Source organism: Gordonia sihwensis NBRC 108236 (assembly GCF_000333035.1).
Taxonomy (GTDB): Bacteria; Actinomycetota; Actinomycetes; order Mycobacteriales; family Mycobacteriaceae; genus Gordonia; species Gordonia sihwensis.
This window is the reverse complement of record NZ_BANU01000001.1, coordinates 145,000-159,567: the sequence shown is the minus strand read 5'-3', so window position 1 is coordinate 159,567 and position 14,568 is coordinate 145,000. Positions and strand designations below refer to the sequence as shown.

The 14,568-nt window shown below is 67.5% G+C and carries 17 protein-coding genes and 4 tRNA genes; 5 read left to right on the top strand and 16 right to left on the bottom strand.

All coding sequences use genetic code 11. The features are described 5' to 3' along the window. Window positions 1-27: 27 nt before the first annotated feature. The 10 genes from rplA to GSI01S_RS00810 form a co-directional block, all read right to left on the bottom strand. On the bottom strand, window positions 28-738 hold the full coding sequence (gene rplA / locus GSI01S_RS00855) for a 50S ribosomal protein L1 (RefSeq protein ID WP_006894385.1): 711 nt from the start codon (window positions 736-738) through the stop codon (window positions 28-30). Window positions 739-844: 106 nt separating this feature from the next. Next, on the bottom strand, window positions 845-1,279 hold the full coding sequence (gene rplK / locus GSI01S_RS00850) for a 50S ribosomal protein L11 (RefSeq protein ID WP_006894383.1): 435 nt from the start codon (window positions 1,277-1,279) through the stop codon (window positions 845-847). A gap of 91 nt (window positions 1,280-1,370) precedes the next feature. After that, window positions 1,371-2,120 (bottom strand): transcription termination/antitermination protein NusG, encoded by a 750-nt coding sequence (nusG, locus tag GSI01S_RS00845; RefSeq protein WP_006894381.1) that lies wholly within the window; start codon window positions 2,118-2,120, stop codon window positions 1,371-1,373. Between the two features lie 55 nt (window positions 2,121-2,175). Beyond that, a complete protein-coding gene (gene secE / locus GSI01S_RS00840; protein WP_006894379.1) occupies window positions 2,176-2,559 on the bottom strand; it encodes a preprotein translocase subunit SecE in 384 nt (127 codons plus the stop codon). Between the two features lie 39 nt (window positions 2,560-2,598). Continuing rightward, window positions 2,599-2,671: transfer RNA gene (locus tag GSI01S_RS00835), tRNA-Trp, on the bottom strand. 147 nt (window positions 2,672-2,818) lie between these two features. Continuing rightward, on the bottom strand, window positions 2,819-3,904 hold the full coding sequence (locus GSI01S_RS00830; protein WP_006894377.1) for a fused (3R)-hydroxyacyl-ACP dehydratase subunits HadA/HadB: 1,086 nt from the start codon (window positions 3,902-3,904) through the stop codon (window positions 2,819-2,821). 200 nt (window positions 3,905-4,104) lie between these two features. Beyond that, complete coding sequence (gene rpmG / locus GSI01S_RS00825; RefSeq protein WP_006894375.1) at window positions 4,105-4,272, bottom strand: 50S ribosomal protein L33; 168 nt, start codon at window positions 4,270-4,272, stop codon at window positions 4,105-4,107. 81 nt (window positions 4,273-4,353) lie between these two features. Next, window positions 4,354-4,427: transfer RNA gene (locus GSI01S_RS00820), tRNA-Met, on the bottom strand. Window positions 4,428-4,463: 36 nt separating this feature from the next. After that, window positions 4,464-4,536: transfer RNA gene (locus GSI01S_RS00815), tRNA-Thr, on the bottom strand. Between the two features lie 122 nt (window positions 4,537-4,658). Then, window positions 4,659-4,739 (bottom strand) — tRNA-Tyr (locus tag GSI01S_RS00810). Between the two features lie 127 nt (window positions 4,740-4,866). Between GSI01S_RS00810 and GSI01S_RS00805 the strand changes: the two genes are divergently transcribed. The 3 genes from GSI01S_RS00805 (at window position 4,867) to GSI01S_RS00795 (ending at window position 6,117) form a co-directional block, all read left to right on the top strand. After that, window positions 4,867-5,358 carry a YajQ family cyclic di-GMP-binding protein gene (locus GSI01S_RS00805; protein ID WP_006894373.1) on the top strand — a complete coding sequence of 164 codons (492 nt, stop codon included), beginning with the start codon at window positions 4,867-4,869 and terminating at the stop codon, window positions 5,356-5,358. Between the two features lie 77 nt (window positions 5,359-5,435). Beyond that, window positions 5,436-5,645, top strand: coding sequence for a helix-turn-helix transcriptional regulator (locus GSI01S_RS00800; RefSeq protein WP_039866583.1), 210 nt, complete (start codon window positions 5,436-5,438; stop codon window positions 5,643-5,645). Between the two features lies 1 nt (window position 5,646). Beyond that, the gene (locus GSI01S_RS00795; protein WP_006894372.1) at window positions 5,647-6,117 is read left to right on the top strand and encodes a hypothetical protein; all 471 of its coding nucleotides are present in this window, start codon (window positions 5,647-5,649) and stop codon (window positions 6,115-6,117) included. On the opposite strand, the gene htpX is transcribed toward GSI01S_RS00795, so the two are convergent. Both htpX and GSI01S_RS00785 read right to left on the bottom strand, forming a co-directional pair. Further along, entirely contained in the window at window positions 6,105-6,974 is an 870-nt protein-coding gene (gene htpX / locus GSI01S_RS00790; RefSeq protein ID WP_006894370.1) for a zinc metalloprotease HtpX, read from the bottom strand. The genes GSI01S_RS00795 and htpX overlap by 13 nt on opposite strands. A gap of 127 nt (window positions 6,975-7,101) precedes the next feature. Beyond that, on the bottom strand, window positions 7,102-8,121 hold the full coding sequence (locus GSI01S_RS00785) for a polyprenyl synthetase family protein (RefSeq protein ID WP_006894368.1): 1,020 nt from the start codon (window positions 8,119-8,121) through the stop codon (window positions 7,102-7,104). Window positions 8,122-8,219: 98 nt separating this feature from the next. Between GSI01S_RS00785 and GSI01S_RS00780 the strand changes: the two genes are divergently transcribed. Further along, window positions 8,220-9,479: a geranylgeranyl reductase family protein gene (locus tag GSI01S_RS00780; RefSeq protein ID WP_006894366.1), complete on the top strand. Its 1,260-nt coding sequence runs from the start codon at window positions 8,220-8,222 to the stop codon at window positions 9,477-9,479. Between the two features lie 12 nt (window positions 9,480-9,491). Here GSI01S_RS00780 and GSI01S_RS00775 read toward each other — a convergent pair whose 3' ends face one another. The 3 genes from GSI01S_RS00775 to menD are packed head-to-tail and all read right to left on the bottom strand — an operon-like array spanning window position 9,492 to window position 12,341. Then, window positions 9,492-10,220 (bottom strand): demethylmenaquinone methyltransferase, encoded by a 729-nt coding sequence (locus GSI01S_RS00775; protein ID WP_006894365.1) that lies wholly within the window; start codon window positions 10,218-10,220, stop codon window positions 9,492-9,494. A 10-nt stretch (window positions 10,221-10,230) separates the two neighbouring features. Further along, window positions 10,231-10,659: a hypothetical protein gene (locus GSI01S_RS00770; protein ID WP_006894363.1), complete on the bottom strand. Its 429-nt coding sequence runs from the start codon at window positions 10,657-10,659 to the stop codon at window positions 10,231-10,233. Continuing rightward, entirely contained in the window at window positions 10,656-12,341 is a 1,686-nt protein-coding gene (gene menD / locus GSI01S_RS00765) for a 2-succinyl-5-enolpyruvyl-6-hydroxy-3-cyclohexene-1-carboxylic-acid synthase (protein WP_006894362.1), read from the bottom strand. The genes GSI01S_RS00770 and menD overlap by 4 nt, the downstream gene beginning before the upstream one ends. Window positions 12,342-12,436: 95 nt before the next feature. Here menD and GSI01S_RS00760 point away from each other — a divergent pair, with 95 nt between their 5' ends. Further along, window positions 12,437-13,054 carry a class I SAM-dependent methyltransferase gene (locus GSI01S_RS00760; RefSeq protein ID WP_006894361.1) on the top strand — a complete coding sequence of 206 codons (618 nt, stop codon included), beginning with the start codon at window positions 12,437-12,439 and terminating at the stop codon, window positions 13,052-13,054. Here the strand turns inward: GSI01S_RS00760 and GSI01S_RS00755 are convergent. After that, window positions 12,991-14,562 (bottom strand): HNH endonuclease signature motif containing protein, encoded by a 1,572-nt coding sequence (locus GSI01S_RS00755; protein WP_006894359.1) that lies wholly within the window; start codon window positions 14,560-14,562, stop codon window positions 12,991-12,993. The genes GSI01S_RS00760 and GSI01S_RS00755 overlap by 64 nt on opposite strands. Window positions 14,563-14,568: the final 6 nt, after the last annotated feature.

The following is a 14,568-nucleotide window of genomic DNA, read 5'->3' as shown; positions in this document are numbered from 1 at the left end:
CCCCCTTTTCTCAGGCTCTGCTGAGGATCAGGCCTCTTCGGTGAAGTTGCGCGAGACCGCGGGATCGACCTGGATGCCCGGGCCGGTGTTGGTCGAGACGGTGACCTTCTTCAGGTAGCGGCCCTTGGCGGCCGACGGCTTGGCGCGCATGATCTCGTCGTACGCGGCGCCGTAGTTCTCGGCCAGCTTGGCGGCGTCGAACGACGCCTTGCCGATGACGAAGTGCAGGTTCGCGGCCTTGTCGACGCGGAAGCTGATCTTGCCGCCCTTGATGTCGTTGACGGCCTTGGTGACATCGGTGGTCACGGTGCCGGTCTTCGGGTTCGGCATCAGGCCGCGCGGTCCGAGGACTCGCGCGATACGGCCGACCTTGGCCATCTGGTCCGGCGTCGCGATCGCGGCGTCGAAGTCGAGCCACCCGCCCTGGATCTTCTCGATCAGGTCCTCGGCGCCGACCTCGTCCGCACCGGCCGCAGCCGCCTCGGTGGCCTTGTCACCGGCGGCGAAGACGATGACGCGGGCGGTCTTACCGGTGCCGTTCGGCAGGTTGACGGTGCCGCGGACCATCTGGTCGGCCTTGCGGGGGTCGACGCCCAGTCGCATGGCGACCTCGACGGTGGCGTCGGTGTTCTTCGAAGACGTGTCCTTCGCAAGCGTCACAGCCTCCAGCGGGCTGTACAGCTTGTCGCGGTCGATCTTCTCGGCGGCGGCCTGGTAGGCCTTGCTCTTCTTGCTCATGTGCTCTGTTCCTTCTCCCCGCCGTATCGGCGGGAGTTAGTGGTTAGTGGGCCGAGCGCGGCCCTCCCACGGGGTGTTTCAGGTATCGGTCTCTCGGATGAGGGATTCAGCCCTCGACCGTGATGCCCATCGAACGCGCGGTGCCGGCGATGATCTTGGCGGCCGCCTCGATGTCGTTGGCGTTGAGGTCCTCGGTCTTGGTCTTGGCGATCTCGCGGACCTGGTCCATGGTCACCTTGCCGACCTTGTTGACGTGCGGCTCACCCGAACCCTTCTGCAGACCTGCGGCCTTGAGCAGCAGCTTGGCGGCCGGCGGGGTCTTGAGCTTGAAGTCGAACGAGCGGTCTTCGTACACGAAGATCTCGACCGGCACCACGTTGCCGCGCTGCGATTCGGTCGCGGCGTTGTACGCCTTGCAGAACTCCATGATGTTCACGCCGTGCTGACCAAGCGCCGGCCCCACGGGCGGCGCCGGGTTGGCCTGGCCCGCCTGGATCTGGAGCTTGATGATTCCGGCGATCTTCTTCTTCTTGGGAGGCATGTCCTCTTGTCCTTTTTCCTACAGATCCGCGCACGCTGGATACGCGGAAGTCTCAATTCTGGTCACAGCGCTCGACGGCTGCGGCGCGAGGTCAGAGCTTTTCGACCTGGTTGAAGCCGAGCTCGACCGGGGTCTCACGACCGAAGATCGAGACGAGCACCTTCACCTTGCGCTGTTCGGTGTTGACCTCGCTGATGGAGGCCGGCAGGGTCGCGAACGGTCCGTCCATGACGGTGACCGACTCGCCGACCTCGAAGTCGACCTCGACGAGGTTCGACGCGGCGGCGGCAGCGGCCTCGACGCTCTCGCCCGCAGCCGCGGCGGCCTTGGCGGCCTCCGCCTTGCGGACCTCGGCGCGCGGCATCAGGAACTGCACCACTTCCTTGATCGAGAGCGGCGACGGACGCGAGGTCATGCCCACGAATCCGGTCACTCCCGGGGTGTTGCGGACGGCGCTCCACGATTCGTCGTTGAGTTCCATCCGCACCAGGATGTAGCCGGGAAGCACCTTGCGGTTGACCTTCTTCGGCTGGCCGTTCTTGATCTCGGTGACCTCTTCGGTCGGCACCTCGACCTGGAAGATGTAGTCGCCGACGTCCAGGTTCTGGACGCGCGTCTCCAGGTTGGTCTTCACCTTGTTCTCGTAGCCCGCGTACGAGTGGATGACGTACCACTCCCCGGGCAGGCGGCGCAGCTGCGCCTTCAACTCGGCGACCGGATCGACGGCTTCGGTGACCTCGGCGTTCTGGTCCACGTCGTCAGCGGACACATCCACCGGCGTGGCCTCGGCGGTCTCGTCGCCGATCTCCGGCGATTCGATCTCGTTCTCCGGGGTGCTCACTGCCCCACGCTCCTTCGTTGGTCACTCGGGCTGGCCGCCCTGTAATAGTTGCCTGTCAGCCGAACACCAGCAGGGTCAGCTTGGCGAATCCGATGTCCAGGCCGGCGATGAACGCCGTGACCACCACGACGAACGCGAAGACGGCGATCACGTAGTTGACCATCTCGTTGCGAGTCGGCCACACCACCTTCCGCATCTCCGACACGACCTGCTTGAGGAAGGTCCAGATGCGGACGAACGGATTGCGGCTGACGCCGGTATCGGTCGCGGCGGACTCGGCGGTACGCTCTGCGACCGCGGTCGCAGAGCCGGCACCCCGACGGCCGCGCGCGGAGCGCTTGCCGCTGGGACGCAGTTCGGCGGAGTCGGACTGGGCGACGTCGTCGACCACCAGATCGTCGTTGACGTCTGAAGAAGCCTTGCGATCTCGCTTGGCCACCTTCTCACCGATCCCTTCGTCTGCTAGTGCCCCGGTGGGCAGGGGCGACAGGACTTGAACCTGCAACCTGCGGTTTTGGAGACCGCTGCTCTGCCAATTGAGCTACGCCCCTTTGCGCGGGCCCGTCGACCCACACTTTGATCCAAGGCTAACAAAACCAACGCGCCACCCTCAGGCAGCGCGTGATTCTGAAGCATCAGACTCAGATGAGTGTAGAGCAAAGCTGCCGCTCGCCCCAACTCGCCCCGACTGGGCGGCGTCAGTTGAACTGCACCAGCGCCTGCGCGCGGCCGAAGATCTTCCGCCCGGACTGCTTGGCGACCAGCGCGATCACTCCCCGCCGGGTCTGCGGGTCGAGAGACTTGACCTTGCCGCCGAAGTCCACCTGCGCCGCGCCGACCGCCGGCACGTAGACCGGACTGGTGAACCGCACGTTGTACTCGTGGATGGCCGCGGGGTCTCCGACGAACGAGCCGATGACGCTGGCACCGAGGCCCATCGTCTGCATTCCATGCGCCACCACGCTCTCGAGGCCGACCGCCTCCGCGACCTCCGGCGAGAAGTGGATGGGGTTCGGGTCGCCCGAGACGCCCGCGTAGTTCACCAGGTTTCCGAGCGTGAGGGTCTTGGTGACCTGCGGGAGTTCCTGCCCCACTTCGAGGGTGTCGAAGTCGATAGCCCCGTAGGCCTTGGGCTCCACCACCGGGTCGGGCTCGTCGTACCTGCTGAACGGTCCGTGCACGGTCTTCCCGACCGCGGGATCGACGTCCACCTGCATCATCACTTCGTTGAGCTTCGCGACGAGTCCCGGATCCACATCCACCGAGGGTCGGGCGGCCACCGAGGTGAAGGTCGTCATCACCGGCTCCTCGTGCTGATTCCAGATGATGTTCTTGCTGACGAGCAGGTCGGCGCCCATCGACTGCCGGAACGACTCGAGCGAGACGTCGCAGACCAGCCGGTCGCCCAAGCGCATCGGCTGGTGCATGATCAGCCGCTGATCGGTCTGCATGATCTGCCACATGTCGTATCCGGTGATCACGTCGTCGAACAGCCTGCGTTGCGCGATGAGTCCGAGCACCGAGACGAAGGTCGGGTGCGCGAAGAGCGTGTCGTGGCCGAGCTTCGCGGCCTCTGCCTCGTCCCAGAACGCCGGATGGGAGTCCTGGACCGCCCGCGCATGCCTGCGGATGTCCTGACGACCGACTTCGTAGTAGTCGTCGACGGTGTACTTGAAACCGACCATCGACTTGGTGTGTTCAGCGACCTCCGCCGCGGTCGGATCGCCCATCGGCGCAGCCTCCAGTGGGTTGTCGACCCGAATGTCCTCCAGCTGACCGGTCACGGTGTCTCCTCACTCGGCGCGGTCAGGCCGCACGGCCCCGGCGATCGGTGTGGAACAAGGCCTCCGGGGAAACGATTCGCAACTGATTCGTTACGAAGATTGTCCACTCCGATCGGCTCCGGACAAAATCAAACGAGCCGTCTCACCAAGTGAGACGGCTCGTTGAAATGCTCGGGAGGGGTCGCGGAAGCGACGACGCCTCAGCGCGACTCCTTGTGAGTCTCGTGCTTACCGCAGTTCGGGCAGAACTTCTTCAGCTCGAGACGGTCGGGGTCGTTGCGACGATTCTTCTTGGTGATGTAGTTGCGGTGCTTGCACACCTCGCACGCCAAGGTGATCTTCGGCCGCACATCGGTTGAGGAAGCCACTTTGTTGCCTACTTTCGCGTCTTGCAGTTCTTCGGTCCCACGCTTGGGGGCCGAGGTCCCACCGTGCGCAGGCGGTATGTGTAGCGGTGGGGGGACTCGATCCCCCGACCTCACGATTATGAGTCGTGCGCTCTAACCAGCTGAGCTACACCGCCCTGTTCGGCCGCGACCGAGTCGGTCACAACCAAGCGAGCCCCCTGACGGAATCGAACCGTCGACCTTTTCCTTACCATGGAAACGCTCTGCCGACTGAGCTAAGGGGGCGTGCCGTCCGGATCCAGCCTGCGAACAGTCCGTAACCGAAGAGCCTCAACGAGGTTACACACACGCTCTCAGTTTAACCAAAACCGCTGGTCACGCCGATTATGCGCGGTGCAAGTCCTCAGTGGCAGATATAGGATTCGAACCTATGTAGCTTGCGCGACGGATTTACAATCCGCTCCCTTTGGCCGCTCGGGCAATCTGCCGTGCCGCCGTCCACGAAACCGCTCCGCTCGCGCGGAGAAGTCCGGTGAAGGCAACGGGTAGAAGAATACAACGTACCCCGTATGTCCGCGCAAATCTGCTGTTCAGACCGCTGATAGGCTGGTTCTCATGGCTGATTCTTCGTTTGACGTCGTGAGCAAGGTCGACCGCCAGGAGGTCGACAACGCCCTCAACCAGGCGGGCAAGGAACTCTCGCAGCGCTACGACTTCCGCGGCACCAACACCACCATCGACTGGTCCGGTGAAGAGAAGATCGTGATCACCTCCGACGCCGAGGAGCGCGCCCTGGCCGGCCTCGAGGTGTTCAAGGAGAAACTGATCCGTCGGGACATCTCCCTCAAGGCGTTCGACGCCGGCGAGCCCGTCTCCTCTGGCAAGACTTTTAAGATCACCGGAGAGCTGGTCCAGGGCATCGACTCCGAGCACGCCAAGAAGATCTCGAAGAAGATCCGTGACGAAGGCCCCAAGGGAGTCAAGGCTCAGATCCAGGGCGACGAGCTGCGCGTCTCGTCGAAGAAGCGCGACGATCTGCAGGCCGTCATCGCATTGCTCAAAGGCGAGGACTTCGGCATCGCGCTGCAGTTCGTGAACTACCGCTAGCCCTCGCAGCTCCTCAGCGACAGACCCCGAGTCAAGCCGACTTGACACACTGATGACAAGTCGGCTTGACTTCTTGCATGTCCGAAACTCCGTCACCGGTGAAGGCGGCACGCACTCGAGCCGGTCTGCGGCAGGCAGATCTCGCCACGGCGGTGGGTGTCAGCCGGCAGACGGTGGTCTCGCTGGAGCGAGGCGACTACGCACCGTCGGTGTATCTGGCGATTCGGATAGCTCGGACCTTGAACAGTTCGGTCGAAGAGCTTTTTCCGCTACCCGAGGAGCACTGACATGTCACCTCAGACGAAGACCCTTCCCGCGCTCCTGCTGCGCAACACCGACGACTCGTGGGGCGACGAGCGCGAACGGGCCGTGATGCTCGAGGCCTACGCCTACGTGTTCATACTGGCGACGATCCTGCTGTGGACGCTGGCCGCGGTGTCCGCGTGGTTCGTTCCCGCCTGGGTCACCGTGGCCTTCTTCCTCGGACTGCTGATCCCGTCGGTCGAGTGGCAGCGGTACTGCCGGGCTCGCGGCGTCGACGCCCACGCCCTCGCCTACGGCGGCGAGTCGTGGGTGCGCACCGCTCTGATCGGCTGCTACTTCGGGGGCTGCGCGGTCTCGATGGCCACGGCCGTCATCGCCGAAATCGATCCCGGCGACGGCGTCGGCGGGGCCGTCGCCGGAGGAGTCGTCGGGGCCCTCGCCGCGGTGCTCGTCGGGCGCTGGGCGGCGAAGCGGAAGCAGGATCAGAACCGCTGACCGCCGTTGCGCGCCATCGCGTGGAGCCGCGCGATCCGGTCGGCGGTCGGCGGGTGCGTGGAGAACAGGCGCGACAGCTTCTCGCCGGGGCGGAACGGGCTCTCGATCATCAGGTGCGACTGGTTCGCCAGATCCGGCGTCGGAGGCAGCGGTGCGGCGGCGATGCCGCCCGAGATCTTCGAGAGCGCGGATGCGAGCGCCAGCGGATCACCGGTGAGCTCCGCGCCCGACGCGTCGGCCTGGTACTCCCGCGACCGGGACACCGACATCTGGATCACCATCGCGGCCACCGGACCGAGGATCGCGATCAGGATCATCGCCAGCGGGTTGGGCCCGTTGTCGCGGTTGCCGCCGAACGCTCCCATCCACATGGCCATGTTGGCCAGGCCGCTGATCACCGCGGCCATCGCGCCGGCGACGGAACTGATCAGGATGTCGCGGTTGTAGACGTGGGAGAGCTCGTGGCCCAGCACCGCCCGCAGCTCGCGCTCGTCGAGCAACTGCATGATCCCGGACGTGCAGCACACCGCGGCGTTCTTGGGATTGCGCCCCGTCGCGAACGCGTTCGGCGACTCGGTGGGACTGATGTAGAGCGCGGGCATCGGCTGGTGCGCCTGGGTGGCGAGGTCGCGCACGATCCGGTAGAGCTCAGGCGCCTGCACCTCGGTCACCGGCTGCGCGTGCATCGCCCGCAGCGACAGCTTCGCGCTGTTGAAGTAGGCGTAGGCGTTGGTGCCCACGGCGAGCAGAACCGAGAACACCAGGATGTTCGGGTTGTGGAACAACGCACCGATACCGACGATGATCGCGGACATCAAGCCCATCAACGCCGCCGTCTTGAGGCCGTTGAAATGCATGGCACCTCACTGTCAGAAGAACACTGTCCTTAGAACTTCATTCACAGTGGCAAACGTGCAGGACCACCCCGATAGTTCCAGCCGTTACCGCAGTCACTACGCGCGAAGAATACGCGAGTCGCGACGGTCAGCCGACGCGGTCGACCGTATAGCGCACGAGTGAGCTGAAAGCGTCGTTCGCCGGTCCCGCGGGCAGACCGGCGAGGAGCCCGTCGGCCTCGTCGGCCATCGCCTCCAGGCGAGCGCGGGCCTGCTTCATGCCCGCCGAGTCGACGAGCAGGTTCAGGGCCTCGTTCACCTCGCCGTCGTCGACGAGTGGTCGTGCCGCTCCGCTCTGCGGGTCGACGAGGAGCTGCGACAACCGCTCGCTGCCCGGCCCGTCGCCCGCGAGCGCCAGCAGCACCGGCAGCGTGTGGACTCCCTCGCGGAGGTCGGTGCCGGGCGTCTTGCCCGAGTCGCCGCTCACGGAGGCGATGTCGATGATGTCGTCGGAGACCTGGAATGCGGTGCCCACCACGTCGCCGAGCCGGGCGAGCGTGTCGACGGTGGTCGCGTCGGCGCCGGCGGTGTACGCGCCGAAGCGCCCGGCGGTCGCGATCAGCGACCCCGTCTTCTCCCACACCACCTTGAGATAGTGATCGATGGGGTCGCCGCCGGCGCTGACGCCGACGGTCTCACGCATCTGCCCGGTCACCAGTTCGGCGAAGGTGTCGGCGATGATCCGGACCGCCTCCGGACCCAGTGTCGACACCAGGTGCGAGGCCCTCGCGAACAGGAAGTCGCCCGCGAGGATCGCGATCGAGTTGGACCAGCGCGCGTTGGCGCTCGGCGCTCCCCTGCGCAGGGAGGCCTCGTCCATGACGTCATCGTGGTACAGGGTGGCCAGGTGGGTCATCTCGATGACGGTGGCCGAGGTGATGACGTCGTCGCTCCCCGGAGTCGTACCGAAGTGCGAGGCGAGGATCGCGAACATCGGACGGAACCGCTTGCCACCGGCTTTGGCCAGATGGGTGGCGGCTTCGACCAGGATGTCGTCCCCTGACGACAGCTCGCTGATCAACAGATCCTCGACGCGCTGAAGCGACTCCTGCACCTGCCCGGCGAACTCGCCGGTCCCGAGGTCCAGTCCGGCAAAAGTGGACTTCACGTGTTTGGCCCAATCCCATCGGTGATCCGAACGCCGCGGATTCGTCGTTCGGCGACACCAGAAGCGTAACTGCTCACGGCGACAGACATACTGGTCGGGTGACAAGCGCGACGCCCGGCGAAGCCGTTCCCGATTCCGCCGACCTTCTGGTGGTGGGCGCCGGACCCGCCGGTGCGGCGGCCGCAGCCCATGCCGCGGCCCGCGGATCGGATGTGGTGCTGCTCGACGCGGCGGTCTTCCCCAGGGACAAGACGTGCGGCGACGGGCTGACGCCGAGGGCGGTGACCGGCCTGCACCGACTCGGCATGAGCGGTCTGCTCGACGGCCGTCCCCGCATCCGGGGCCTGGAGCTCAACGGCTGGGGCGCACGGCAGCGGGTCGACTGGCCGGCCGCCGACCGTTTCGGCGCGTACGGCAGCGCGATCGCCCGCACCGAACTCGACGACGCGATCCGCCGTTTCGCGCTCTCGCGCGGCGCCCGGATGGTGTCCGGGGCCAAGGCCGTCGGCGCGCAGCTGGTCGGCGGCCGGATCGAGTCGGTGACCGTGGGACGGGACGGTGAACGGCGTCAGATCCGCGTGCGGGACGTGATCGTGGCGGACGGTGTGCGATCGGCGCTCGGAAAGTCGCTCGGGCGCCGGTGGCACCGCGACACCGCGTATGGCGTGGCCGCGCGGTCGTACGTCGACTCGGGGAGGTCCGGCGACGCATGGATGGGCTCGCATCTCGAGCTCCGCGATCCGGACGGTGCGCTTCTGCCCGGTTACGGCTGGGTCTTTCCGCTCGGCGACGGAACGGTGAACGTCGGGGTCGGGGCTCTGGCCACGGCGGGCCGGCCGGCGTCGATGGCTCTGCGCCCGGTGGTGGAGCACTATGCGCGGATGGTGGCAGGTGACTGGCAGCTGACGTCGGCGCCGCAACGGATCGCTTCGGCGCTCCTGCCGATGGGCGGAGCGGTGAGCGGAGTGGCCGGAGCGAATTGGATGCTGATCGGTGACGCCGCCGCGTGCGTCAATCCGCTCAACGGCGAGGGGATCGACTACGCGATCGAGACGGCCGCCCTGGCGGTCGACATGCTGGAGTCGGAGCACGACTACTCGGTCGCGTGGCCGGGGCTGCTGCGGTCGGAGTACGGTGTCGCATTCGCCGCGGCGCGCCGGGCCGCGGGTCTGCTGACCGTCCCGCAGACGGTGCCGCTGCTCGGCCGGCCCGGGATCCGTTCGGCTCGGCTGATGTCGGCGGTGGTGCGCGTGATGGGCAATCTACTGACCCCGGACGACGCCGATCTCATCGCCCGAGCCTGGCGCGGCGCCGGCCGCATCGCTTCGACTCTGGAGGACCGGCCGCCGTTCAGCTGACCGGTCCGGGACTCACGCGGCGGGTTGCGCGCTCTTCACGCCCCGGTGGATCGCTACGATTCCGCCGGTCTGGTTCTGCCAGGTGACCTCGCCGAATCCGGCGTCGCCGATCATCGACGCGAGAGCGGCCTGGTCCGGCCACGCGCGAATCGACTCGGCGAGGTAGACGTACGCGGCGGGATTGCTCGACACCTTCGTGGCGACGGCGGGCAGCGCCTTCATCAGGTACTCCATGTAGACCGTGCGGAAGGGCTTGAGCGTCGGAGTGGAGAACTCGCAGATCACGAGCCGGCCGCCGGGCTTGAGCACCCGATTGAGTTCTGACAGGGCCAGGGGCACGTCGTTGACGTTACGGAGACCGAATGAGATGGTCGCGGCGTCGAAGGAGGCGTCCGCGAAGGGCAGGTGCAGCGCGTCTGCGGCCACCTTCGGCACCTTGCGGTTCGCTCCTGCTCGGAGCATGCCGAGTGAGAAGTCGGCGGCGATGCACGTGGCACCCGAGGCCGCGAGTTCGACGGTGGACACGGCGGTGCCCGCGGCGAGGTCCAGGACCACGTCGCGCGGCTTCAGGTCGAGCGCGCGGCGGGTGTTGCGCCGCCAGAGCCGGTCCTGACCGAATGAGAGCACCGTGTTCGTCAGGTCGTAGCGGCGTGCGACGCCGTCGAACATCTCGGCGACCTCGGACGGCTCCTTCTCGAGGCTCGCGCGCGTTCCGGCGCCGTGGTCGGTGCTGTCTGTCATGGAGTCCAGCCTAATCGCGGCGTGTGCGGCGCCCGGTCTCGGCTACCCCGACCATGAGGACGATCACCACCGCCCAGCCCGCGGCGATCACCGACAGTGCGGGGACGATCGACAACTGGGCATCGCGGCCGACCGGCCGGGCGAGGTTGTCGGGATCGGTGGTGTCGTAGTCGACGAGGATGCGCTGCCCGGTGGACAGATGCGTGGGGTACAGCAGGCCTAGTTTGGGGTTGCGCAGTACCCCGTCCGGGGTCACGAAGTTGACGGCGGCGTGCAGGCGGTCGGCGGAGATCACCTCGGCGACGGCGGTGGCCTTGTTGGCGTCGATCTTCGAGTCGTTGCGGTAGGCGCCGGCGATGATGACCGCGCCGATGAGACTCACCACGACGCCGACGGCCACCAGCGCGATCTGAATGCGCCGCTGCACTGTCCGGGTCATGACTGCTCAGGATAGTCGGGTGCCGCGTCGAGCCCGGCGGCGATCCGGGCGTGGAGTTCGCGCAGACCGTCACGGTTGGTGCGCACCTCGAGAACTTCGATGCCGCCCTCGGGCGCGGGGCCGGTGAGAGCGTCGGACAGCTCGTCGAGTCGCACGCGGCGGTGGCCGATGTTGAATCCCGCGCACATCGCGGCGAGGTCGGTGCGGTGCGGGGTGCCGAAGATCCGGTCGTAGACGCCGAGGTAGGCGTCGCGCGCGAAACGCGGATCGCCCTGTTCCAGGAGGCCGAAGATGCCGCCGCCGTCGTCGTTCGCGACCACGATGCGCAGATCGGCGGGGCGCGGCTCATCCGGGCCGATGACGAGACCGGTGGCGTCGTGGATGAACGTGAGGTCGCCCATCAGCGCGACGGTCCGTCCGCGGGCCAGGGCCGCGCCTATCGCGGTGGCGTTGGTTCCGTCGATGCCGGCGACCCCGCGATTGGACATCACCTTGACTCCGTCGGCGACGGTGCCCGCGAGCGCGATGTCCCGGATCGGGTTCGACGCACCGACCACGAGCGTGTCGCCGGGGGTCATCGCGGCGGCGACGGCCCGTGCCACGTGTAGACCCGTGCTCTGGTGTGAGGCGTCGAGCTCGGTCGTCACCGCCTGCTCCACCAGGTTGTTGACTCGCGCGGCCTCGTCGAGCCATGTCTGCCGGGGATCACCGGTGGCCGCCGCCCGGGTGCCGGTTGCGACCACGTTGCCGGACACGTCGGGCCACCGCGGGCCGGTGGTCAGCGCGAACACCTCCACCGACGGATCGGCGAGCAGCCTCGACACGGAGCGGTGCAGAGTCGGGCGCCCGCAGATGATCGCCTGTTTCGGTCTCAGCTTGCCGAGTGCGAGCGGGTGCAGGGGGTTCGCCGCGCTCGGCGCGGTCGGCTCGGCGACGGTCGGCAGCGCTGCCAGTTCGGGATGAACTCCGGCGCCGTGCCCGGACACCACGACGGTGTCGCGCGAGAGGTCGATCTCCAGGGGGATGTCGAGCCTGCCGACCGGCGCGTGGGTCCACGGAGCGTCGCCGGGGCGCCCGGCGAAACGTCCGTCGTCCAGGACCGAGAGGTCGGTGTCCGGAAGGTCCCCCGCGTCGGGCACCAGCGGCTCGCGCAGCGGGATGTCGAACTGCACCGGCCCGGCGTTGCCGGTGCGCGCGCCGCGCGCAGATGCGAGGACCCGGCCCACCGCCGACCGCCACTGGGAGTTGGTGTCGAGATCTTCCTCCGCGAGCCCGAGGCTGATGGCTGCGCGCACCTGGGTGCCGAACATGCCGAACTGCTCGATGGTCTGATTGGCGCCCGAGCCCAGAAGCTCGTACGGCCGGTTGGCGCTGATCACGACCAACGGCACCCGCGCGTAGTTCGCTTCGAAGACGGCGGGCCCGGTGTTCGCGACGGCGGTGCCGGAAGTCATCACAATCGGCACCGGGCGGCCGGAGGCCACGGCCAATCCGAGCGCGAGGTATCCGGCCGACCGCTCGTCGATGCGGACATGGAGCCGAAGGCGGCCCTGCGTGTCAGCCGCATGCAGCGCGAAGGCCAGCGGCGCGTTCCGCGATCCCGGGCACAGCACGGCCTCGGTGACACCGCCGCGGATCAGTTCGTCGACGATCACACGCGCCTGCAGGGTGGACGGGTTCATGGATATAGACCCTATGCGCCGGGACGAGGCAGCCGATCCGAAGGTCGGCTCCGACTCCGCGCCCTCCGGAAGCGGCCATGAAATATCGTCGGCACATGGGCTTCTACTCCGAGCACGTGCTGCCGCGGATCATCGTCAAGACCTGCGGGATGCCCGCGATGGACGATCTGCGGCGCCGGGCCTGCGAGCCGCTGTCCCGCGATGTGGTGGAGATCGGTTTCGGGTCCGGCTTCAACGTCGGCCGGTATCCGGCGGATGTGAGGCGTGTCGCCGCGGTGGAGCCGAGTGATACCGGTTGGCGGCTCGGGGCCGCGCGGGTCGCGGCGTCGTCCGTGCCGATCGAGCGGGGTGGTCTGGACGGGCAGCGGCTGCCCTTCGACGACGATTCGTTCGACTCGGCGTTGTCGACGTTCACCATGTGCACCATTCCGGAACTCCCCGTGGCGCTCGCGGAGCTGCGACGGGTCGTCAAACCCGGCGGGATTCTCGCCTTCCTCGAGCACGGCAGGGCTCCGGACCCCGGCGTACGCCGATGGCAGCGCCGGCTGGAGCCGATCCAGAAGCGTCTCGGCGGAGGATGCCACCTGACCCGCGACATCCCCGCAATGTTGGCCGAGGCGGGCTGGGAGATCGTGGCGCTCGACTCCTTTTACGCCGACGCGGCGCCGAAGCCCTTCGCGGCGTTCTCGCTCGGCTGGGCCCGGAATCGGTAGCTCGCGGGTCCGCCGGGTTCCGAAGGCCTTTCCGGTGGTGGGCCCGATTCTCGTCGGTACCGTTCTGACGGATGCAGGCACCGCGCTTGTCCGGCGTGGTGGATGGGGTTCAGGCGCCAGGGTTGTTCGGTGGTGGCTGGTCGCCAGGCCATGCGTCCGGCGTCGGGTCCGTCGGTGAGGATGGTGGTCTCCCATTGGCCGCGGTTGGTGCCGACGGCGCGGTTGTGGCGCCCGCACGCGGCGCCGAGAGCATCGATGTCGGTGCGCCCTCCCGGGGTGATCCAGTCCGGTGCGTGATGGGCCTGGGTTTGGGCGAAGGGTCGGTCGCAGCCGGGGGCGGTGCAGCCGCGGTCGCGGGCGAACAACGCCAACCGCTGCGCCTTGCTCGCGAAGCGTGCCCCGCGGCCCTGGTAGAGGACTTCGCTGGTGTGATTGCGGAAGACCGCCAGGTGCGGGACGGCGTCGGCGGCGAGCCGGACGAGTTCGCCGATCGGGATGCGGGTGCCGGTGGCGGTCAGGGAGATGCCGGCGTGGGCGGCGAGTTCTTGGTCGGTGACGGTGATGACGAGTTCGGCTGGTATCCGGTTCGGTGCTCCGAGGCCGCCGTGGGCGAGAACGTAGTCGCACAGGGCCAGCAGCGCGTCGTGCGTGCGTTGGGCGGCACTGCGCAGATCCCGGCCCCGCGCCGCGGCGAGAGCCTCGGCGTCGATGCCGTCGGCGTTGATGGTGCCGGTGGGTGAGTCGGGGTCGGTGGGATTGTTCATGCCGGGCGCGGCCCAGGCGGTGAGGATGACTTCGAACTTGGCGCGTAGTTCCGGGGTCATGGCGCCACGGACTTTGCACATGAGTTGTCGGTCTTGCGGGAGGATGGTGATTCCGCGTTGGCGTTGCCGGTCGACGTGATCGCTCTCCTGCCCGTCCGGATCCAGATGGGCGAGCAGGCGGTCACCGACCTTGCCCAGATCATCGGGGTTCAACCCAGCCGCCGCTTCGGCCAACTCCGCCTCGGCACTGGCTTTGACTTCCGGCGAGATGCAGCCCGGTACTTTCGCCAGCACGGCCGAGATGACGAGAGCGTGTTCGGCGCCGACAGTCCCGGCCGCCACCGACGCGGCGGTGGCGGGCTTGCGGGGAGGCAGGGTTTCACCTTGAAAGTTGGAGAACTCGCCGATCGCCTCAGCCATCCGCAACCGCCGACCCGCCTCCCGGGTTCCCAGCCGCAGCCCTTGCGACAGGTATTGATGCGGATTCAGGTAGCCGGCGGTGCGGTGAGCATTGCGATCGGAGACCTCCACCAGCAGCGCAGCGGAGACGCCGACCCAGCGGCGCCGAATCCGTTCGGCGGTCTGCGTGTGCGCCAACAGGTCCGGTTCGGTCTCCGGCGACAGCGAGGTCTCAGCGAGCTTCACCGCCGCGGCATCGATCAACGCCAACAACTCCGCGGGCCGGTCCGGCAGCGCACCAATGGCGACGACAGTCGCGACCGAATCAGTGAACGGATCGGTCATCGCTGT